Origin of the sequence: Pseudonocardia sp. MH-G8, assembly GCF_002262885.1 — a bacterium.
In the GTDB taxonomy this organism is placed as follows: Bacteria; Actinomycetota; Actinomycetes; order Mycobacteriales; family Pseudonocardiaceae; genus Pseudonocardia.
In genome coordinates, this window is record NZ_NKYF01000013.1 from 164,318 (window position 1) to 185,641 (window position 21,324).

Below are 21,324 nucleotides of genomic sequence, written 5' to 3' on the forward strand. Positions count from 1 at the left end.
CTTCTTCTCGGTGGTCAGGCGGAGCGGCGAGTGGCGGGGTGCAGGCGGGTCCCGTCGGTCGGTCGGTCGGCGGCGGGCCTGCGGTCGACCACCTCGGCGAGGTCTGCCAGCACCGGGTGCGCGATCACGTCCTTGAGGGACACGACCCGGTCCAGCGCGACGGCGAGCTTCACCGCGGTCAGCGACGAGCCGCCGAGGTCGAAGAACTGGTCGTGGCGCCCGATCCGGTCGCTCGCGACACCGAGCAGCTGCGCCCAGACGGCCGCGAGCCGGCGCTCGGTGGGCGTGACCGGCGGGGTGGAGTCGTCGGCGTCGAGCTGCGCGAGCTCGGCGGCCAGCGCGGTGAGCGCCTTGGCGTCGATCTTGCTGTTGGCCGTCAGCGGGAGGTTGTCGCGCCGGTGGAACGCCACCGGGACCATGTAGTGCGGCAGCGACTCCCCGAGCCGGTCCCGCAGGACCTCCACGTCGACCGGCCGCGGCCCGGAGTAGAAGGCCACCAGGTGCTTGCCCCGGTCGGGCCGCTCGGCCACGACGACCGCACCGTCGCGGACGCCCGGCACGCGCAGCAGGGCGTTGGCGATCTCGCCGATCTCGATGCGGAAGCCGGAGATCTTCACCTGGTCGTCGCGGCGGCCGAGGAACTCGAGCTTGCCGTCCGGGCGCCAGCGGCCGTAGTCGCCGCCCTTGTACAGCCGCTGCCCGGGGCGGTGCGGGTCGCCCAGGTAGACCGCGCGGGTGCGCTCCGGGTCGTTGACGTACCCGCGGCCCACGCACACGCCGGAGAAGGCGATCAGGCCCGGCGCCCCGAGCGGTACCGGCTCCAGGTGCTCGTCGACGACGTAGACGCGGACGTTCTGCACCACCGGGCCGAGCGGCATCCGGTCGGTGTCCGGAGCGGCGTGCATGACCTCGTGGTTGGTGTCGTCGGAGGTCTCGGTGAGCCCGTAGGCGTTCACCAGGACCGATCCGGGCCGGGCGGCGAAGTAGCGCTGGGCGAGCTCGGTCTTGAGGGCCTCCCCGGTGGCCGAGACGCAGCGCAGGTCCGGCAGGGCGCGCGGGTACTGCTCCAGGTAGGACAGGACCACCTCGAGGTAGGACGGCACGACCTGCACGACCGCCACGCGCCGGCGCTCCAGCGTGTCGACGAAGCGCGCGACGTCCAGCACGACGTCCTGCTCGACCAGCACGGTCCGCCCGCCGACGAGCAGTGCAGATACCAGCTGCCACAGCGAGATGTCGAAGCACTGCGGCGCGACCTGCGCGACGACCTCCCGCTCGCGCATGCCGAGGTCGGCGACCTTGGCGAGGAGGTGGTTGAGCAGCCCGGCGTGCTCGCACATCGCGCCCTTCGGCTCGCCCGTCGAGCCGGAGGTGAAGTAGATGTAGGCCAGCTGGTCGGGCCCGACCTCGATCCCGAGGTCGGTGTCGGCGTGGTCCTCGGCGTAAGCCGTGTCGATGAACACCCGCTGCACTCCCGAGAGCGTCTCCAGGGCATCGTCCAACGTGGTCGTGCTGCCGGGTTCGGTCAGCACCAGCGTGCAGTCCGCCCGGGACAGGGTCCTCGCGATGCGGTCGGCTGGGAAGTGCGGCTCGACGGGCAGGTACACCCCTCCGGCCTTGAACACCGCGAGGACCGCGGCCATCCAGTCCAGGTTCCGCTCGGTCACCACGGCGACCACGCCCTCGCGGCGCAGACCGCGCGCCCGCAGCGCCCGCCCCAGCCGGTTGGCCCGCGCGTCCAGCTCCCGGTAGGTCCACTGCCGGTCGCCGTGCACCGCGGCGACGGCGTCCGGGTGCCTCCGCACGCGGTCCTCGAACAGCTCGTGGAACCGGCGGTCGGGCAGCTCGCGGTGCGGCCCGGCGAGCCCGTCGAGCTGGAATCGCCGCTCCTGCGCCGACAGCAGGGACCGCAGGCCGTGCTCCGCGTCCGGCCCGGCGACCATCCGCTCGAGGGCGGTGCGGTGGTAGCCCGCGATCCGCTCGACGCTGCCGGCGTCCAGCGCGTCGGTGCGGTAGGTCAGCCGCAGCGCGCCGCCGCCGTTCGTCAACCCCACCCGCAGCACGACGCCGTCGGCGAGGTCCCGCCCGGCGTCGGCGGTGGCGACCGGGTCGAACTCGGTCTCGAAGCCCGGTCCGGCGACGTCCAGCTCGCCCGCCAGCGCGGGCACGTCGACGGCCCGGTACCGCACCACGTCCAGCTCCACGGCCGCGGCGGACCGCAGCAGCTCCCGCCACGAGGCGGGCTCGGTGCTGAGCGGGCAGGGCAACGCCCGCCCACCCGGGCCGGCCGCGTAGCCGGTCACCACCACCGCTTCGCCGGCCAGCGCGGCCAGCACCTTCGCGTGCGCGGCCAGCGCGAGCGAGTGCAGCGGCAGCTCGACCTCCCCGGCCAGCCCCCGCATCGCGGCGACGAGGCCGGGGGCCAGCGGCGCGACGTGCTCGGCGGTGCCCGCGACCGGCTCGCGCGTCCACCGCGGGATCGCCGTCGCGCCGCCCGCGAGCAGGACGCCCTGCCAGAACTGCCGGCCCTTCTCGACGTGCCTGCTCATCGGATTCCCCTTCTCATTCGCCGCGCACGAGCGCGGCGGACCGGTCGATGTCGATGGTGATCCGGCGGACCCGCAGATCAGCGGAATCCCCGCGCATCTCCTTGGCGGGATTGCCGCCCCACCGCGCGTTCGCGGGTACGTCCTCGCCCTTCATGAGGAACGAGTCGGCGGCGAGCACCGCGTTCTCGCCCATCGTCACGCCGTAATGCACGAACGCGCCGACGCCGAGGGTGGAGCCCGGGCCGATGGCGGTGCGGTCGGACTTGAACGCGCCGTCCTCCTGGGAATGGCACTGCACGATGCTGCCGGCGTTGAGCGTGCACCCGTCCCCGACGCTGACGAACGTCTTCTCGACGAACGCGCAACCGTCGTCGAACACCCGCCTGCCGAGCCGGACGCCCAGCAGTCGCGAGAGGACGTTCTTCAGCGGTGTGCCGTGGAAAGCGGTCAGGTACGCCTGCGTCGGCACCTTCCAGAACCGCTCGTGCCGCCAGAAGGCGCGGTCGTAGATGGAGCAGCCCGTGGGCCGCAGCGCCTGCAGGTGCATGACGGCCCGTTCGACCAGCACGAACCAGGTCACCGTGACCAGCAGGACGAGGGCCTCCGCGGGCACGACCACCGCGGCGCCCCACGCGTGGTGCAGGTCCGCGGCGAGGATCCCGATGAGCGTCAGCGCGAAGACGGCGAACCACCGGACGAACAGGAACAGCGCCATCGTCACGAGGTTGTGCCGGTTCTTGGCGCGCAGCCGGCGATGTTGTTCGCCGCTGTCCAGGTCGAACCCGATGTCCCGCTGCACCGAGCGCGGGATCTCGAAGCTGGGCGAACCCAGCAGGCCGACACCTTCGCGGACCGGCCCGTCGATCGGCACCATGACCTTCGTCGCGAGAAGGCAGTCGTCGCCGGTCCGGCCCTGCGACGGATAGGCGATGTTGTTGCCGAGGAAGTTGTGGGCTCCGATCGAGGTGCGGGACACCCGGAACGAGGTGCTCGAGAAGTCCGCGTTGACGATGGACAGCCCGTCCGCGACCACGGTCCCGGTGCCGACCGAGCTGAGGAACGGCGAGTCGTGCTTCACCCGCTGGCCGAAGTTCGACCCGGTCTGCTCGACCTCGGACAGGTCGTAGCCGACCCCGCGCAGGTAGCCGACGATGTAGGAGCTGTCGCCGAAGAGGAACGCGAAGAACTTGACGTTCGTGGTGCGCGCGATCGCCCGCAGGGCCCAGTAGTGGAAGCCGTACAGGGGGTAGACGCGGTCCGCGCGGATCGCGAGGGAGAGGACCCGCGGCACGGTGCACACGAGCAGCAGCCCGACGACCAGGTAGCCGACCACCAGCGCGGCCGAGAAGGCCACCGCGTACAGGGAGAAGGTCCAGTCGCGCAACGCCAGCGGGCCGGGGCCCAGCAGCGCCACGAGCTGCGGGACCTCCGCGAGCAGCAGGATCATCCCGCCCACGCCCAGCGGCAGGCCCACCACCAGCAGGTTCAGCAGCTGCACGGCCGAGAAGGCCACCCGGCGGGCCGTGCCGCAGGCCGCGGTGCCGACGCCGCGGTAGTCGACGTCGGTGCGCTGCGCCGGGGAGCCGTGGCGCCGTTCGCCGTCGGGGACGGTCTGGCCGGCGTGCAGGGCCGAGGAGTGTCCGAGCTGGGCACCGGCGCCCAGCGACGTCCAGATGTCGAGCACCGTCTGATCCCCGACGAGCGCGTCGGCGCCGATGGTGACCGCGCCGGTCTGGATCACGCCGTTGTGGGCGCGGTAGCCGGTGAAGAACGAGTCCTTCCTGATGACGGCACCGGCACCGATCGTGAGCATGTCGGTGCAGACGGGCACGTTCTTCGAGAAGATCGCGGCGCCGCGCCCGATCCGCGCGCCCAGGGCCCTGAGGTAGAACGGGTAGAGGGGCGACCCGGCGAACAAGGCCATCGGGTTGCGCTGCACCAGCGTCCGGACCACCCAGAAGCGGAAGTACGCGAGGCTCCACACCGGGATCTCCTGCGGCGTCCACCGGCCCACGAGCACCCACTTGACCAGGACGGGGAGGGCGCTCAACCCCACGAACGCGGCGGTCCCGACCACGACCGACCGCAGGTAGACCTCGACCACGCCGGGGCCGGCCGCGATCCACTCGACGCCGCTCAGCACCGCATAACCGGTCACGCTCGGATAGGCGACGAGGAACAGCAGTTGCAGCGCTCCGCAGAGGGCGTACCGCTGCCTGCCGGTCGGCGCCTGGCGGTGACGGGGCGCGCGCACCGCGCGGACCGCCCGGACGGCGCGCAGGATCTGCGTGCCGAGCACCGGTGGTTCCGACCCCTCGTCGGCGTCGGCGGCAGCAGCGGGGGTGCCGAACGCCGTGGCCAGGGCCGTGATCGTGGGGTGCGCGTACACGTCGCGCATCCCGATCGTGGGAAGGTCGTCGCGCTTGCGGAGCCGGGCGCAGAACCGCGCCATCACCATCGAGTCGGCACCGAGGTCCTCGAAGAAGTGCGCGTCGACCCCGACCTCCTCGACGCCCAAGCCGTCGGCCAGCAGCCCGGCGAGCTCGCGCTCCAGCCCGGGCACGCGCCCGGCAGCGGCGGGCGCGGCCGGAACGGCGTCGGTGACCTGCGACGCGGTGAACGCCACCGCCTGCGGCACCGGCAGCGCAACCGCCTGCGGCACCGGCAGCGGCACCGGCAGCGGCACCGGCAGCGGCAGCGGCAGCGGCAGCGCAACCGCCTCCGGCACCGGCACCGGCAGCGCAACCGCCTGCGGCACCGGCAGCGCTACGGCCTGCGGCACCGGCAGGGCCGGCGCCGGCGGCTCGGGAGCCGGCAGCACCGCGGCCTCGACGACATCCGACTCCGTGAGGTCGTCGCGCACGGGGGCCGGCCCGTCGAGCCGGCCGTGGTACTCGAGCTCACCGTCGGGGTTGACCCGCCCCAGGTCGCCGGTGCGCAGGATCCGGCCGGACGGGTTCGCGGGGATGCCCAGGAAGTCGGGGATGAACGCGGTGTCGGTGGGGTCGTCGTGGTCGAGGTGGCCGCCGGTCAGCCCCACGCCGGCGATGCCGATCTCCCCGACCTGGCCGTGCGGCAGGGCGCGGAACGGGTCCGCCGGGTCCAGGACGACCGTGCTGCAGGTGGGCAGCGGGATCCCGAGGGTCGGTGCCTTGTCCGGGTGCAGCTCGGTCCAGGTGACCGACAGCGTCGCCGCTGCCGGGCCGTAGACGCCCACGAACCGGCGGCCGGGCCGGTGCCAGCGGCGGACCAGGTCCTGCGGGCAACCGCGACCGGAGACCAGGAGGAACCGCAGGGCGGGGAGGTCCGCCTCGAGCGTGGCCAGGAGCTCGGGGGTGCCGCACAGCGCGGTGACGCGCTGCACGTCGAGGAAGGAGTGCAGGGACCGGCCCCGCAGCCCGGCGCCTGCCGGCCGCGGCACCAGGGTCGCCCCGACGACCCACGGCACCCAGACCTCCTCGACCGACGGGTCGTGCGCCAGCGGCACGCCCTGGTACACGCGGTCCCACGGCCGGATGCCGTAGACCTCCGCGGCGACCTTGACGGCGTTGCAGGCGCTGCGGTGGTCCACCGCCACCCCGGTCGGCCTGCCGTCGGGCCCCGGCCGGTAGGTGATGAGGGCGAGCGAGCCGTCCCGCGTCCCGCGCTCGACGGGCAGGAGTCGGTGCGCGCTCTGCTCGTCGACCAGCCGCGCGGCGCGGTCGAGCTGGACGACCTCGGTGCCGCCCGCGGTGAGCAGGTCGAGCCGGTCCACCCGGGCCACCACGTCCGAGGCCGACAGCACGGTCCGCACCCGGGCGTCCTCGACGACGGCGGCCGTGTGGGCGGTAGGCAGGTCCGGGTCCATCGGGACATACGCGGCGCCGATCTTCAGGACCGCGAGGGCCGCGACGTAGCCGTCCGTCGCACGGTCGAACAGCAGGCCGACCCGGTCGCCCGCGGCGGCGCCGCGCAGGCGCAGGAACCGGGCGAGCCGGTTGGCGCGCGCGTCCAGCTCGTCGTAGGTGAGCGACAGCTCGGCGGTGTCGACGGCGAGCTGCCCCTCCCGTCCGTACGCGTGGATCCAGTCGCAGCGGGCCTCGAACAGGCGGTCCAGGCGCTCGTCCTCGCGCACCCGCCAGCCCTGCGCCTCGTAGGAGTCCACCAGCACCAGCTCGGACATCGGGACCGAGCGCCGCAGGTCGTCGCGCTCGTCCAGCGGGACGAGGCCCGGCCTGGTGTGCCGCCGCTCGGCGGGCGTCTCGGGAACCAGCGTGCTCATCGGGTGCTCCTCAGGCCGCGCGGTCGCCGGTGGACAGCTCGTCGGCGTCGAGGACGTCGGCGCCGTACAGGTCCCGCACCCAGTTGCTCTGGTAGACGGTCTCGAGGTAGCGCTCGCCCAGGTCCGGGGCGATGGCGACGGCGGTGAGGTCACGCGCGTCGCGCCGGGCCAGCCAGCTCGTCGCGCCGGAGACCACGGTGCCGGTCGAGCCGCCGAACAGGAACCCGCGCCGGGCGAGCCGGTGGCACATCCGGATCGCGTCGGCCTCCTCGACGTGGAGGACCTCGTCCACGAGGCTCTCGTCGAGCAGCGGCGGACGCACGTTCATGCCGAGGCCGGGGAGCATCCGGCGGGCGGCCGGTGTACCGAAGCTGACCGAGCCGGCGGCGTCTACGGCGACGATCCGCACCGACGGGCGCCATTCCTTGAACCAGCGCGCGCAGCCCATCAGCGTGCCGGTGGTACCCGCCCCGACGAACAACACGTCGAGCTCGGGGAACCGCCGAGCGATCGCCGGTGCCGTGGTGCGGTGGTGCGCCTTCCACGAATTCGCGTTCGAGTACTGGTCGAGCCACACGAAACGCGGGTCGGACGCGCAGACGTCGCGGACGTACGCGAGACGCGCACCGAGGTACCCGGTCTCCGGATCCGGCACGGTGACGACGTGCACCTCGGCGCCCAGCGCCTCCATCAGCAGGCGGGTGGCGAGGTTGCAGCGGGAGTCGGTGACGCACCGGAAGCGGTATCCCCTGCTCGCGGCGATGATGCTCAGTGCAACGCCCAGGTTCCCGGACGAGGATTCGACCAGCACGGACCCCGGACGCAGGACGCCGTCGGCCTCCGCGGCCGTCACCATCTCGTTCGCGGCCTTCAGCTTCACCGAACCGGCGAAGTTGAACCCCTCGCACTTGAGGAACAACGGGCTCCCGAGAACCTGCCGCAGGTCGACGTACAGGTCGTCCTGGTTGAACTCCTGGGGAACGGAGATGATCGGCATGGTGCCCCCTCGTCCATCGGGATCGCCGCGGTGCGACTGGAACGAGAATGCGTCGGGAGAGGGCGCGGATCGATGGGGGCAGCACGTCGGGGGGAGAGGGTGCCCCCCGGATCCGGGTGGGGTTGTCCCGACTGCCCTGCCGCCGGCGGCCGCTCCCGGCGTACCGTTCCCAGGTGGTCGCCGACTCGCCGTTCGTGTCCGACGTCCCCGCCGCCCAGGCGCTCGACGCGTGGCGCGACGCGTGCGCGGCCACCGGATGCCCACCGCGGCTGGAGGTCGTGCGGGTGCCGGTGGCCCACGCCGTCGGGCGCGTCACCGCCGAACCGGTGTGGGCGCAGCGCTCCTCCCCCGCCTTCGACGCGTCCGGGATGGACGGGATCGCGGTGCGGGCCGCCGACACCATCGGGGCGGCGGAGACCACGCCGGTGCTGCTGCGCGACTTCGCCGTGGTCGACACCGGCGACCCGCTGCCCGAGGGCTACGACGCCGTCGTCATGCGCGAGCACGTGCACCGCGTCGGCGAGGCGGCCGAGGTGCGCGCCGCGGTGCCCCCGTACCAGCACGTGCGGTCCATCGGCGAGGACATCGCGGCCGCGGAGCTGCTGCTGCCGGCCGGGCACCGGCTGCGCCCGGTCGACGTCGCGGCGGCCGCGGCGGCCGGCGCCGTCGAGCTGGCCGTGCGGCGCGCGCCGGTGGTCGTGGTCGTGCCGACCGGTGACGAGATCCGGCCCATCGGCACCGAGCCCGCACCCGGCGAGATCCTCGACACCAACTCGCTGATGCTGGCCGCGCAGGCGCGCGAGCTGGGGTGCGAGGCGCGGGTCACGCCGATCGTCGCCGACGACCCGGCGGTGATCATGCAGACGTTGCAGGAGGCCACCGCCGAAGCGGATCTGGTGGTGCTCGTCGCCGGCTCCAGCGCAGGTCGCGACGACTACACCGCCCGGGTGGTCGCGAAGGCGGGCACGCTCGCGGTGCACGGGGTGGCCGTGCGGCCGGGACACCCGGTCGTGCTCGGCGCCGTCGACGCGACGCCCGTGCTGGGCGCGCCCGGCTACCCGGTCTCGGCCGCGCTCACGTTCGACATCTTCGCCGCGCCACTGCTGGCCGCCCTGGAGGGAGCCGCACCCCGCGAACGGCCCACCGCCACGGCCCGGCTCGCCCGCAAGCTCGCCTCGAACGTCGGCATGGACGACTGGGTGCGCGTCCGGCTGGGTCGCGTCGGCGGCGATGTCGTGGCCACACCGCTCCCGCGCGGCGCGGGCGTGCTCACCTCGCTGGTCCGGGCGGACGGCCTGCTGGTGGTCCCGGCCGGGTTGGAGGGCCACCACGCGGGCGAGCAGGTACGGGTGGAGCTGCTGCGCGGGCTCGGCGAGATCGGGCGCACGATCGTCGCGATCGGCTCCCACGACCTCGTGCTCGACGTCGCCGCGTCCGCCCTGCGCGCCGACGACCCGCTGGTCACCCTGGCCGGTTCCAACGTCGGCTCGCTGGGCGGGCTCGTGGCGCTGCGCGACGGGCTGTGCCACCTGGCCGGCTCGCACCTGCTCGACCCGGCCACGGGCGAGTACACGCTGCCGTACGTCGACAAGATCCTCGGAGTGGACGACGTCGCCGTGGTGCGGCTCGTGCACCGCGACCAGGGCCTGATCGTCGCCCCCGGCAACCCCCTGGGCCTCGCCGGGATCGAGGACCTGGCCCGCGAGGGCGTCCGCTACGTCAACCGGCAGCGCGGAGCGGGCACCCGGGCCCTGCTCGACCACGAGCTCGCCACCCGGGGCCTCGACCCGGCGCAGGTCGACGGGTACACGCGCGAGGAGCACACGCACCTGGCGGTGGCCGCCGCCATCGCGGCCGGTCGGGCCGACGCGGGCCTGGGCATCCTCGCCGCCGCGCGCGCGTTCGGCCTGGACTTCGTGCCGGTGGCCCGCGAGCCCTACGACCTCGTGCTGCGCGCCGAGACCCTGGACGAGCCGCTGCTCGCGCCGCTGTGGGAACTGCTCGCGCGCCCGGCGTTCCGCGAGGAGGTGGAGGCGCTGGGCGGCTACTCGTGCGCCGAGACGGGTCGGCGGATCCGGTGATCGCGAGTATCGGTTGCCCATTGCTGTGATCACGACAATGGACAACCGATACTTCGGATCATGACCCGTCCCGAGCACCGCCAGCGCGCGTACCCGGTCCGGCTCGAGTGGGGGCGGGAGGGGGCCGCGGTGCTCGCCGCCGACTGTGCGGTCGTGATCGTGGTCGACGTGCTGTCGTTCTCCACCGCTGTGGACGTGGCCGTGGGGCGGGGCGCCGCGGTCCTGCCGTTGCGCTCCGCGGACCGGGACCGTGTGCTGCCTCCGGACGTACAGCTCGCCGGGCCCCGCGGCGGGCCCGGGCCCTCGCTGAGCCCGGCGTCGCTCGTGGACCTGCCCGCGGGCACCCGGCTCGGTCTGCCCTCCCCCAACGGCGCCACCCTGTGCGCGGCCGTCGCCGCTTCCGGGGCCGTGCTGCTGGCCGGCTGCCTGCGCAACGCGTCGGCGGTGGCGGCCGCCGCGCAGGCCGTCGGGGGCCCGATCGGGATCGTGCCGGCCGGGGAGCGCTGGCCCGACGACACGATGCGCGTCGCCGTCGAGGACGCGCTCGGTGCCGGCGCGATCGCCGCCGCGCTCCCCGACCGTTCCCCCGAGGCCGAGCTGGCCGTCGCGCAGTTCCGGGCGGCGCGCGCGCAGGGCCTGGCCGACGTGCTCGCCACCACCGCCTCGGGCCGTGAGCTGCACGCGGAGGGCTTCGCGGACGACGTCGCCCTGGCCGCCGCGCACGACGTCAGCGACGTCGCGCCGACGCTGCGCGAGGGCATGCTGGCGGCATGAGCGACGGGCGGTGGGTCGAGGTCGGCGACGGGATCCTCGCCCGCCGCTACGCGGAGCTGGACCTCACCGTCGGCCTCGTGCTCGGCACCGACCGCGCCCTCGTGGTCGACGTCCGCGGCGACGCGCGGCAGGGCCGGGAGCTGGCCGCGGCGGTGCGGGCGGTCACCACGCTGCCGCTCGTCGTCGCGATCACGCATGCGCACTTCGACCACTGCTTCGGCGCCGGCGCCTTCGCGCCCGCCCCCGTACACGCGCTGCCCCGCTGCCGGGAGGTGCTGGCCGCGACCGCCGCGGCGCAGCGGGAGCGGTGGAGCGCGCACTACCGCGGCCGCGGCGACCACACCACGGCCGACGCGCTCGCCGGCACCGTCGCGCCGCTGCCGGACCGCGACGCACCCGCCGTCCTCGACCTCGGCGGGCGCCGCGCCGAACTGCGCCACATCGGGCGCGGGCACACCGATCACGACCTCGTCGTCGTCGTGCCCGACTCCGGGGTCGTGTTCGCAGGAGACCTGGTGGAACACGGCGCGCCGCCCGACTTCGAGGACGCCGTCGTCGCCGAGTGGCCCGCCACCCTCGCCGCCCTGCTGGAACTGCGGCCGCGCGTGGTCGTGCCCGGGCACGGCGACCCCGTCGACGCCGCGTTCGTCGACCGGCAGCGGGCCGAGCTGGCCGAGGTCGCCACCCTGCACGCGGCGGTCGGCCGGGGCGAGATCACCGCCACCGAAGCGGCGCGCCGGTCCCCGTACCCGGGCGTGCCGTGGCCGCGATGACTACCGTCCGCCCGGTGACCTTCTCAGCGCAGCTGCGGGAGCTGACCGCGCCGACGTGGAACGCCGCCGTCGGCCACCGGTTCGTGGACGAGATCTGGCGTGGCGAGATCGACGGGGACGTCCTGGCGACCTACCTCGTGCAGGACCACCAGTTCGTGGACGCCTTCCTCGCGCTGATGGGCGCCGCCGTGGCCTCCGCCGACCGTGCGGAGGCGCGGGTCGTGCACGCCCGCCAGCTCGGGATCATCGCCGGCCCCGAGAACGACTTCTTCGCCCGCGCCCTCGACACGCTCGACGTGCCGCTGACCGACCGCACCTACCCCGAGCTGCGGGAACCGACGAGCGGGTTCATCGCGCTGATGGACACCGCCCGCACCAGCGCCGACTACCCGTCGTGCCTGGCGGTGCTGCTGGTCGCCGAGTGGCTCTACCTGGACTGGGCCACCCGGGCGGACACCGAGCTGCCCGAGGAGCCGTTGCAGCACGAGTGGATCGCGCTGCACACCGGCCCGGCCTTCACCGCGTGGGTGGACTTCCTGCGCGACGAGTTCGACCGGGTGACCGAGGACCTCGACAACGGCCACCGCGAGCAGGTGCAGGAGCTGTTCGTCCGCGCGGTGGACCTGGAGCTGGCGTTCTTCGAGGCGTCCTACACCTGACCTCGCCGCTTGCCGGGTCATGCCGCCACCCGCTTCCTGCCCAGGTCCAGCCGACGTGAGGGTTTTGGATCTTCCCCGATTCCCTCTCAGATCTATCTGATCATGCAAAGATCGCAGGTCAGGCCCACCAGCCTCGCCTACCGCTTCGCGAGGGCCGCGATCAGCGGCTCCGGGTCCGGGTCGTCGAGGAGGGCCTGGAACACCACCGTGTCGGCCCCGGCCGCGGCGTAGGTGCCGACGGACTCGTCGATCCGCGCACCGAGGTCGGGGGCCGACGCGTCGATCTCCACGAACACGAGGTTGTCGAACGGCTCGCCGACGCGGCCCACGCGACCCTCGGCCGCGGTCGCGAACACCTCCCGAACCTGAGCGGGCGTCTGTCCGGCGTCGAGGATGACGCCGTCGGCCAGCTCACCGGCCAGCCGCACCGTCTTGGGCCCCCGCCCCCCGACCAGCAACGGCGGCGGCGATGCCGGGGGCCAGTCCAGCGTGACGTCGCGCAGCTTCACGTAGCGGCCCTCGACGTCGACGGTGCGCCCGTGCAGGAGATCCCGCACGGCGCTCGTGTACTCGCGCAGCAGGGTCATCGGCGACGCGGCGCGCGCCCCGACCTGCTCCATCCACTCCAGGACGCCGTGGCCGAAGCCGGGCCGGAACCGGCCGGGGAACAGCCGCGCGACGGTGGCGATCTCCATCGCGGCCAGCGCCGGGTTGCGCAGCGGCACCGGCATCAGCCCGATGCCGACCTGCAGCCGCTCGGTGCAGGCCAGTGCGGCGGTGGCGCTGGTGAGCCCGCCCTCGAAGAAGCAGTCCTCCCACAGCCACAGCTGCGCGATGCCCGCGGCCTCGGCCGCCTGCGCCACCTCCTGCAACCGCTCCGGTGGGGACTTCGGGGTGAGCACCACGCCGACCGTCGTATCCGTCATGCACGGATCACACCACGACCGACCGACAAGCCGACACGAAGTGGAAACACCTTGTGCCTTGCGCGGCCAGGCCGCCGCGTCGTCCACTGGCAGTGCCGGGAGGAACGGCCGGGACGGTGCTGTCAGGGCGCGGCGCGCGCAGTGGTACCGGACGCCGTCACCGACCGGTCCACGGGGTACTTTCCGGTTCCGGTGATCCGGCACCTCGAGGGCCGTCCCCGGCCGGCGATGTGGCTGCAGTGGAGGAGGCTGTGAGGGAGATGGAGCACGTGGAGGTGTCGGGGTTCACCGAGCGGCGGCTCGCGCGTCTCGGCGGTGGCACGGATGCGCCCGTGCTGTTCCCTCCGCAGTACTCCCATCCGGCGCCCTCGCCGGACGGGGCGCTGCTGGCCTGGATCTCCGACCGGGACGGCCGCCCGCGCGCCTGGGTGGCCCCGCTCCCGCCCGACGGCGCGCCGGTCGTCGAGCCGGAGATGGCGCTGCCCGTCGAGGGTGACGTCGAGGCGCTGAGCTGGTCGCCCGACGGGCTGTGGATCGCCTGCCAGACCGCGCGGTACGGCGGCGAACGCACCCGGGTGCAGGTGGTCGCGCCCGAGAGCGGGGAGGTCCGCGAGCTCGCGCCCGGTGCTGCGGCCACCACCCTCGGCGTCTGGTCGCCCACCGGGCGGCAGCTGGGGATCACCCTCTTCGCCGAGGGCTCGGGCGACGGGCAGGCCTGCCTCGTCGACCTGCGCGACGGCACGTCCACGGTGCTCACCTCGGGCCCGGCCGCCCGGGTCTGCGCGGTGAGCGGCGACGGGCGGCGCGCCGTCGTCCGGCTGGGCCGCCAGGGCGCCCACCGGCTCGAGCTCGTGGACCTGCGCTCCGGGCGGCGCACCGAGCTGCTGCCGGGTGGCGGAGGAGTCGCCGACGCCCGGTTCGGCGTCACCGGACGCCAGCTCTACGTGCACACCGACGCCGGGCGGGAGCGCCCCGCGCTGCTCGCGGTGACGCTGCGCGGCAGCAGCGGTGTGTCCAGCGTCTACACGATCGCCCAGCGCCCCGACGACGACCTCGACCTGGTGGCCCTCGATCCCGCGGGCGTGCGCGCCGCGCTCGCCTGGAACGTCGACGGGCGCAGCGAGCTGGAACTGCTCGACCTGCGCTCGGGCCTGCTGGAGCCGGTGGTCCCGGTGCCCGGCGACGTGATCACCGGTGTCGCGTTCGGCCGCGACGGGCGGGCCCTGCTCGTGGCGAACGAGGGCCCGACGGTGCCCCCGCGGATCTCGCGCGTGGGGCTGGAGAAGCACGACGCGTCCACGCCGTTGCTGCGCGGCCCCCGTCAGCAGTTCGGCACGTCGCTGGTCGAGCCCACGTTGCAGAACTTCCGGGGCGAGGACGGGCTGCGGCTGTCCGGCTGGCTCTTCCGCCCGAGCGGCGAGCTGGGCCCGCTGCCCACGCTGCTCTGGCTCCACGGTGGCCCGGAGGCCCAGGAACGCCCGACGTTCCAGCCGCTGTTCCAGGCGCTGCTCGCGGAGGGCGTGGCCGTCTTCGCACCGAACGTGCGCGGGTCGGGCGGCTACGGGCGCAGCTTCGCCACCGCCGACCACGGGGAGGGGCGCTTCGCCGCGATCAGCGACGTGCGCGCAGCCGTCGACTTCCTCGTGACGGCGGGCCTGGCCGACGCGGCGCGCGTGGGGGTGTCGGGACGCTCCTACGGCGGCTACCTCACCCTCGCCGCGCTCGCCTGGTACCCCGAGCGGTTCGCCGTGGGCGTCGACGTGTGCGGCATCTCCGACTTCGCCTCGTTCTACGCGCGCACCGAACCGTGGATCGCCACCGCGGCCACCACCGCGTACGGCGATCCCCACGCCGACGCGGCCCTGCTGCACGAGCTCTCCCCGCTGCAGCACGTGGAGCACATCGCCGCGCCGCTGCTCGTGGTCCACGGCGCCCACGACACCAACGTGCCGCTCGAGCAGGCGCAGCAGGTGGTGGACGCGCTGCGCGAGCGCGGCGCGAGCCCCGGCTTCCTGCTGTTCGACGACGAGGCCCACGAGGTGCGCGGCACGGACAACCGCGTGGTCTTCGTGCGCGAGGTGGTGAGCTGGGTGAAGGCCCACCTCCACGAGGTGGGCGAACGCACCGCGTAGCCCCGCCCCGGGCGGGTCAGCCTTGGCTGAAGCTCTCGATGATCGGCTGCCCGTCCTCGCCCGTGCCGACGACGAAGCGGTACGGCTCGGTGGTGGTGGCACCGTCGCGGGGGTCGAACACGACCGTGGCCTCCACGGTGTTCTCCCCCGTGGCGCGGACGTCCTGCAGAGCCACCGACTCCATGCCGCCGTAGAAGCTGTCGAAGGAACCCCGGTTGCCGGACTGGCCCTGCGCCTGGGGGCTCAGCATCTGCCAGGCCGCGTCGCGGTTGCCGGGCAGCAGCCCGTAGTAGGTCTGCACGGCGGCGGCCGCGTCGGTGGCCGCCGGGGCGGACGGTGCGCTCGTGGTCGTCGGCGCGGCGGTGGTCGTCGGCGGTGCGGGGGTCGTCGTGGGCGCAGGAGTGGTCGTGGCGGCGGCCGCAGGCGGCTCCGTCGGTGCGGCGGGCGCGCTCGTGCCGGGCAGTGCGGCCGGTGCGCCGCCCGGGTCGCCGCCACTCGTGAGGAGCGCCACCGTGACGCCGACTCCCGCGGCGAGCACCGCCAGCACCCCGATCAGGATGGGCACGCGGCGGTTGCGACGCCGCTCGGGCCGGGGCCCCCGCAGGTCGGACACGGTGGGCGGGCCGGCAGGTGCGGGCGGCGGGGCCGCGACCGCGGTGCTCGCCGCCATCGTGGGCGCGGGCGGCGCGAGGCCGGTGTCGCGGCCTGCGGCGACCGCGGCCAGCGCGTCGCGGGCCTGCGCGGCGGACGGGCGGTCCTCGGGCTCCCGGCTCAGCAACAGCATGATCACGTCGACGACCGGGCCGCCCTCGCGCGGCGGGCGCACCGTCTCGGTGGCGACCTTGTGCAACAACGCGTAGGCGTTGTCGTCGAGCCCGAACGGCGGGGTGCCCTCGATGGCCGCGTACAGGGTGGCGCCGAGCGCGAACACGTCCGACGCGGCGGTCGGGTCGTGCCCGCGCGCCACCTCCGGCGAGATGAACGCGGGCGTGCCGGCGATCAGGCCGGTGCGCGTGAGCTGCACGTCGTCGACCGCGCGGGACACCCCGAAGTCGGTGAGCTTGACGCGGCCGTCCTCGGCGATGAGCACGTTGCCCGGCTTGACGTCGCGGTGCACCACACCCGCGACGTGCGCGGCCGCCAGCCCGTCGGCGACCTGGCGGCCGATGTCCGCCACCTCGAGCGGTGGCAACGGACCCTTCCCACCGAGCACCTGGGCCAGCGACTGCGACGCGAGGTACTCCATCACCAGCCACGGCCGGTCCTCGTACACCACGACGTCGAACATGCTGATCACGTGTGCATGCTGGAGACGGGCCCCGATCCGGCCTTCGCGCAGGAGCCGCTGGCGCGACTCCTCCAGCGCGTCGTTGCCCGCCGCCGTGGGCGGCGCGGCTGCCACGAGCAACTCCTTGACCGCGACCGTGCGGTTCAGCAGCTCGTCGGTGGCTCGCCATACGACGCCCATCGCGCCCGCGCCGATCCGCTCGTCGAGCCGGTAACGGGCGCCGACGCGGACGGGGCTGTGATTGGATGCGGGGCTCATCGCCCGCAAGGGTAGCCAGGGCCACTGAGAGCGTGCTTAACGGCCGGGGTCATGCCGTGCACCTGCACGAATGGTCCGCCCGGCCGAACCTATCGGACGAATGCGCCGCTGCGCGAGAGGCCCAGAGTGATCACCAGCTCCAGCGGGGCAGGCCCAGCCGGCTCGCGCAGGCGGGCCAGGAGCCGTAGCCGCCGCGGTCGTCGCGGACGCGGGCAGCCACGAGGATCTGCTCCTCCCGGGTGGCCAGGTGCGCCTGCGGCGCGAACTCGGTGCCGCCGTAGTCCTTCCACGTGCCCTCGTTGAACTGCAAGCCGCCGTAGTAGCCGTTGCCGGTGTCGATCCCCCAGTCACCGGAGGACTCGCAGGCAGCGAGCTGCTCCCACACCGCGTCGTCCGCGGCGGCCGGCTCCGCCGCGTCCTCCTCCCGCTCGGCCCGGTCGCCCTCCGTCTCCCCGCGGTCGCCCCCACCGCCGCCGGCGTCACCGGCCTCGTCACCGGCGTCCTCCTGCCCGCCGCCGCGGTCGTCCCCGCCCTCGTCGCCGTCCCGGGCGCGCTCGTCCTCACCACGACCGTCCTCCTCGCGAGCTCCGTCCGCTCCGGGGCCGTCGTCCTCGTCCCCACCGGTACCTCCGTCCGTGTCCGGCTCCTCCCCGCCGCCGCCGGGTCCGAAGCCCGCGTCGGGGTCGTCGAGGTCGCGGCCGGAGGCGCCCGTCCGGTCGGAGGTCGGCGTGTCGCGGCCCTGGAGGCGGTCGGCGCCCGGTGGGCCGAAGTCGGCGGCGGCGTCGTCGACGACGAGGACCCAGTCGGCCTCGTCGCCCCCGGTGACGGGCGGGGTGAAGGTGGCGCGCCCGTCACCGTCGACCGCGTCGAGCCGGAGGGCGTCGCCGCTGCGCGGGTCGAACCACCAGGGCTGGGCGGTGGCACCGGCCACCACGCCCAGGTCGACGTCCACCTCCCGGCCCGCCGGCGTGTAGGCCATGAGCGTGGAGCCGTCGGGCGCCACCGCCGCCTGGATCCGTTCGGCCCCCTCCCCCGGGTCGGCCACGACCGGGCCCGGCTCCACCCGCGGCCTCGACTCCACCAGCGCGCGCACGTTCTGCATCTGCTCCGCGCCGGGGGACCGCAGCGCCTCGGTCCAGGTGCCGCGGGCGTGCAGCTGCGGCGACCGGCCCTCGGCGAGGAACTGCCAGACCGCGTGGTGGCCGTAGGTGTGGCCGGCCGCGCCGCCGAGCACCGACCAGTAGGCGTCGCGCCGCACGTCCCGGGCGTCCGCGTACCCGTCGCCGGGGCGCCGGCAGTACGGGTGGTCCTCGTGGATCGGCTCACCGTCCACGAACGGCAGGCCCGCCGCGTACGTCTGCACGACGAGCTCGGCGCGGACGTCGTGGCGCAGGCAGTGCCCGCCCCGCAGCATGTGGAAGCCGATCCGCTCGTCGCCTTCGAACCAGGTGGCCGAGGTCTGGTCGCCGCGCGGGTGGTAGGTCGTCAGCTGCGTGCCGCCGCCTTCCCGGATCCCGTCGGCGAGCGCCCGCCAGACGCCTTCGACGCCGTCTGCGGGTGCGTCGCCTCCCAGCACCCAGACGACGTTGCCGGCCTCGCCGTAGCGACGTCCGAGGAACTCCCCGTACGCGCCGGCGTTCGCCTCGGTGAGCAGCTCGCCGACCTGCCCGTCCGCCCACACCGGCAGCATCGCCAGCACGAGGCCGCGCTCGGCGGCCTGCGCGACGACGAAGTCGACGTGGTCCCAGTAGTCGTACTGCTGCTCGCCCTCGTCCCCCGGGGTGACGGCGAGCTCGTCGAGGCCCGTGTCGTAGGGCGAATCGCCGTACTGGTTCGGGCCGGGGCCACCGGCCTGCGGGAAGAGGGCCGCCGCCTGCACGACCGTGAAGCCCTGCGCCGCCCGCGTGTCGAGGTACTCCTCGGTCTCGGAGCGGGTGAGGTTGACGAAGAGGCTCCAGGCGGTGTCACCCAGCCAGAAGAACGGCTCGCCGTCGCGGGTGAAGGTGCGCCCGTCGGCAGCGAGCGCGTCCGGCGCGCAGACCGCACGCCCCGCTCCCACGACGCTCCCGGTCACCACGCCCGACGCGTCCGCGCCCGCGCACTCCCAGGTCGCCGCCGGATGCGCCGGCGCGGGGCCCCGGAGCAGCGCGGCGAGCGCCGCCACGGCCACCACGACCGCCAGTACGGCGAGCGCCGGCGCCGTGACAGCGGCTCGGCTCGGACGGCGCACGGACCACCTCGACTCCCGCCGGACGGGCGGGCTCGGACGGGCTGCGACGGCGCCGTTCCGCGCCGCCACTCGGGCAGGCGCACGCTAAGCAGGCGCGCGTCCGAGCCGGTCCGGAACGGTGCGAGAGCACTCGCGCCCGGCGCCCGGGAGGCGCGTCCCTCGGCAGGTCAGTGGCACGTCGCGGGGCCGGAGCGATCACGACCGACCGTTCACGATCGTGATCGGTGACCGTTCGGCGCACGGAGCCCGACATCACGGACGGATGGTGCGACTTTCCGGGTGACACACATCGCTGCCATCCCACACGGCACAGCCGACAGGAGCACCATGGGGCCATTCGCAGCCGGATGTGAAGGGGTAACGATGAAGATCGCCGACATCCTCGACACCAAGGGACGCGACGTCCATTCCGTGCTGCCGTGGCTCACGGTGGCGGAGGTGGTCGATCGCCTCGGCCGGCTCGGCATCGGGGCGGTGCTCGTCAGCGAGTCCGACTCCATCCAGGGGATCGTCTCCGAGCGCGACATCGTCCGCGCACTGCGCAAGCACGGCGCCGCACTGCTCACCATGCCGGTGAGCGAGGTGATGACCCGCTACGTCGAGACCTGCGACCCGGACGAGACCGTGGCGCACGCGATGGCCCGGATGACCGCGGGCCGCTACCGGCACCTGCCGGTGCTCGTGGACGGGCGCCTCGTGGGCATGGTCAGCATCGGGGACCTGGTGAAGCACCGGGTCCGGGAGATGGAGATCGAGACGGGCGTGCTGCGCGATGCGGTGATCGCGCGCTACTGAGGCCCCGTTCCTGATGTCAGTAGAGCCACCTTCATGTCACGAGATGACATGAAGGTGGCTTTACTGACGCGGGAGGCCGGGCAAGCGTCGCCTGCCAGGGGCCCCGCACCCCTTGGGCCGGTAGCGCGCAGGCCGTCGCGATCCGCCCACCGGGCGAGCGATACGTTCACACTTGCAAACACTTTCACGCGAAACGGACCCAAGACATCCCGCGCCGTGTAACCGTCGTCCTGACCGAAAGGCCGAGGCGAGGAGCTGGCGGACATGTTTACAGGTCGCCCATGGAGAGTCCGCGTACCGAAACGCGTTGAGTCGAGCCACATCACGCGGGTCACGACCCGCCTAGCTCCGCTCACGTCGATCATGCTGACACTTGCCTTGGCGGGGAGCGGCTGGGGCGACTCCGCGCACGCCGCTCAGACGGAAGTGCACGCACCGTCAGCGACAACCCAGGATGGGGGACTGTTCACCTCACACGGCGACTACGTCCACACCTCGAACACGCCGCCCTTAGCAGCATCTGCTCATGGCTGGTGGACCATCGGCCCGAATGTAGGCGTACGGCCCGAACTGGCAGTTGTGACCGTCCAGTTGCAGTTCAAAAGGACCGACGGCACGTGGATCGACGTAGGCGAACCAGGATCGGAGCGCGTCAAGCCGGATGGCGGCTCAGCGAACAGGGCGAACGCCCGAGTCCTGTGCGCCGATGCGAAAACGCGCATGTGGCGAAGCGTTGTCGACGTCGACGTCGTCGGCTACGGGGATTCTCCGAACCAGCTGATCACCTCTGAACAGGCAGTGGAATGTAGGGTACGGTTGGATCCATGAAGGTTCTCAGCCCGTCCACGTTCGTGGCCTTGTACGGGTCGTTCCGGCCGCACCCGTGGATCACGATGGGCGAGACGGAAGAAGACGCTTACAGCCTCTTCTTCAACCGCGCGGAAATGATGGGGTGGTCGCATTCGACCACCGAGGGCCGTCGTCCCGTCCTCTGGGGGATGAACGACGCGGGGTTCGACGTCGCGGGCGAGACGACCGACGCGGGCCGGGTCGCCTGGTTCCAGGTCGGGACCGGTGAGGACGAGCTGTCGGGTGTCGCGTTCCCGTTCCATCCGCTGCTGACGTGCGCGGTCGACTCCGTCGCCCGCGTGGGCCAACTCGGCCTGGACGGTGTGCAGTTCCTCGTACCCGTGCAGTACGCCGGCGCGCCGGCGTTCCGCTCCGCGGTGCCGAACTGGTTCAACCTCTGCGATCCGGCCTCCCGCACGCGCCTGCGGGTGACCGTGGACAGCGGCGAGGACGCGGTCCTGCCGCGGGTGGCGGCGAAGCTGTCGGAGCTCGTCACGCTGATGGCGCCGGAACGGTTCGCGGTCGAGCCGGGCCTCCGGCAGGAGCACGTGCAACTCCTGCCGGAGGCCACCGAGTTCTGGATGGGCGAGGGCCGGCATCCGGTCACGTTCGACACCGTGGCCCCGGACTGGACCCTCGACTCCATCGCCTACACCGCGGACCTGTTCGCCGAGGCGTGCCGGCGCATCGAGATCCGCACGTCGGTCCAGATCAACATCGGGCGCCGGTAGGCCGGCTCCTGACGTCCCGTT

General features: G+C 73.8%; 13 protein-coding genes. 7 read left to right on the forward strand and 6 right to left on the reverse strand.

The window, feature by feature from the left end; genetic code table 11:
• Positions 1-14 precede the first annotated feature (14 nt).
• The 3 genes from CFP66_RS26665 to sbnA are packed head-to-tail and all read right to left on the reverse strand — an operon-like array spanning position 15 to position 7,807.
• On the reverse strand, positions 15-2,549 hold the full coding sequence (locus CFP66_RS26665; protein ID WP_094927910.1) for a non-ribosomal peptide synthetase: 2,535 nt from the start codon (positions 2,547-2,549) through the stop codon (positions 15-17).
• A 13-nt stretch (positions 2,550-2,562) separates the two neighbouring features.
• Positions 2,563-6,810: a Pls/PosA family non-ribosomal peptide synthetase gene (locus CFP66_RS26670; RefSeq protein ID WP_198961685.1), complete on the reverse strand. Its 4,248-nt coding sequence runs from the start codon at positions 6,808-6,810 to the stop codon at positions 2,563-2,565.
• 10 nt (positions 6,811-6,820) lie between these two features.
• Positions 6,821-7,807: a 2,3-diaminopropionate biosynthesis protein SbnA gene (gene sbnA / locus CFP66_RS26675; RefSeq protein ID WP_094927911.1), complete on the reverse strand. Its 987-nt coding sequence runs from the start codon at positions 7,805-7,807 to the stop codon at positions 6,821-6,823.
• Between the two features lie 173 nt (positions 7,808-7,980).
• Between sbnA and CFP66_RS26680 the strand changes: the two genes are divergently transcribed.
• From CFP66_RS26680 to CFP66_RS26695, 4 genes are read left to right on the forward strand one after another with little or no spacing between them, the layout of a single operon-like run.
• A complete protein-coding gene (locus CFP66_RS26680) occupies positions 7,981-9,888 on the forward strand; it encodes a molybdopterin biosynthesis protein (RefSeq protein ID WP_094927912.1) in 1,908 nt (635 codons plus the stop codon).
• Positions 9,889-9,948: 60 nt separating this feature from the next.
• A complete protein-coding gene (locus CFP66_RS26685) occupies positions 9,949-10,662 on the forward strand; it encodes a 2-phosphosulfolactate phosphatase (protein WP_094927913.1) in 714 nt (237 codons plus the stop codon).
• Entirely contained in the window at positions 10,659-11,435 is a 777-nt protein-coding gene (locus CFP66_RS26690; RefSeq protein WP_094927914.1) for an MBL fold metallo-hydrolase, read from the forward strand. The genes CFP66_RS26685 and CFP66_RS26690 overlap by 4 nt, the downstream gene beginning before the upstream one ends.
• 14 nt (positions 11,436-11,449) lie before the next feature.
• A complete protein-coding gene (locus tag CFP66_RS26695; protein WP_094927972.1) occupies positions 11,450-12,094 on the forward strand; it encodes a TenA family protein in 645 nt (214 codons plus the stop codon).
• Positions 12,095-12,231: 137 nt separating this feature from the next.
• On the opposite strand, the gene CFP66_RS26700 is transcribed toward CFP66_RS26695, so the two are convergent.
• A complete protein-coding gene (locus CFP66_RS26700) occupies positions 12,232-13,020 on the reverse strand; it encodes an LLM class flavin-dependent oxidoreductase (RefSeq protein WP_094927915.1) in 789 nt (262 codons plus the stop codon).
• A 260-nt stretch (positions 13,021-13,280) separates the two neighbouring features.
• Between CFP66_RS26700 and CFP66_RS26705 the strand changes: the two genes are divergently transcribed.
• The gene (locus CFP66_RS26705; RefSeq protein WP_094927916.1) at positions 13,281-15,152 is read left to right on the forward strand and encodes a S9 family peptidase; all 1,872 of its coding nucleotides are present in this window, start codon (positions 13,281-13,283) and stop codon (positions 15,150-15,152) included.
• A 16-nt stretch (positions 15,153-15,168) separates the two neighbouring features.
• On the opposite strand, the gene CFP66_RS26710 is transcribed toward CFP66_RS26705, so the two are convergent.
• Both CFP66_RS26710 and CFP66_RS50410 read right to left on the reverse strand, forming a co-directional pair.
• Positions 15,169-16,698, reverse strand: coding sequence for a serine/threonine-protein kinase (locus CFP66_RS26710; protein ID WP_094927973.1), 1,530 nt, complete (start codon positions 16,696-16,698; stop codon positions 15,169-15,171).
• 130 nt (positions 16,699-16,828) lie between these two features.
• Positions 16,829-18,928 (reverse strand): DUF4038 domain-containing protein, encoded by a 2,100-nt coding sequence (locus CFP66_RS50410; protein ID WP_143517389.1) that lies wholly within the window; start codon positions 18,926-18,928, stop codon positions 16,829-16,831.
• Between the two features lie 363 nt (positions 18,929-19,291).
• Here CFP66_RS50410 and CFP66_RS26730 point away from each other — a divergent pair, with 363 nt between their 5' ends.
• Both CFP66_RS26730 and CFP66_RS26735 read left to right on the forward strand, forming a co-directional pair.
• Positions 19,292-19,723: a CBS domain-containing protein gene (locus CFP66_RS26730; protein WP_094927917.1), complete on the forward strand. Its 432-nt coding sequence runs from the start codon at positions 19,292-19,294 to the stop codon at positions 19,721-19,723.
• Positions 19,724-20,547: 824 nt separating this feature from the next.
• A complete protein-coding gene (locus CFP66_RS26735) occupies positions 20,548-21,303 on the forward strand; it encodes a hypothetical protein (protein ID WP_094927918.1) in 756 nt (251 codons plus the stop codon).
• The last annotated feature ends 21 nt before the right edge of the window (positions 21,304-21,324 follow it).

Excerpts from the sequence above, each read along its gene's own strand:
- CFP66_RS26665 (WP_094927910.1), bottom strand. The coding sequence starts at position 2,549 with ATGAGCAGGCACGTCGAGAAGGGCCGGCAGTTCTGGCAGGGCGTCCTG.
- CFP66_RS26670 (WP_198961685.1), bottom strand. The coding sequence starts at position 6,810 with ATGAGCACGCTGGTTCCCGAGACGCCCGCCGAGCGGCGGCACACCAGG.
- sbnA (WP_094927911.1), bottom strand. The coding sequence starts at position 7,807 with ATGCCGATCATCTCCGTTCCCCAGGAGTTCAACCAGGACGACCTGTAC.
- CFP66_RS26685 (WP_094927913.1), top strand. The coding sequence starts at position 9,949 with ATGACCCGTCCCGAGCACCGCCAGCGCGCGTACCCGGTCCGGCTCGAG.
- CFP66_RS26690 (WP_094927914.1), top strand. The coding sequence starts at position 10,659 with ATGAGCGACGGGCGGTGGGTCGAGGTCGGCGACGGGATCCTCGCCCGC.
- CFP66_RS26700 (WP_094927915.1), bottom strand. The coding sequence starts at position 13,020 with ATGACGGATACGACGGTCGGCGTGGTGCTCACCCCGAAGTCCCCACCG.
- CFP66_RS26705 (WP_094927916.1), top strand. The coding sequence starts at position 13,281 with ATGGAGCACGTGGAGGTGTCGGGGTTCACCGAGCGGCGGCTCGCGCGT.
- CFP66_RS26710 (WP_094927973.1), bottom strand. The coding sequence starts at position 16,698 with ATGAGCCCCGCATCCAATCACAGCCCCGTCCGCGTCGGCGCCCGTTAC.
- CFP66_RS26730 (WP_094927917.1), top strand. The coding sequence starts at position 19,292 with ATGAAGATCGCCGACATCCTCGACACCAAGGGACGCGACGTCCATTCC.
- CFP66_RS26735 (WP_094927918.1), top strand. The coding sequence starts at position 20,548 with ATGAAGGTTCTCAGCCCGTCCACGTTCGTGGCCTTGTACGGGTCGTTC.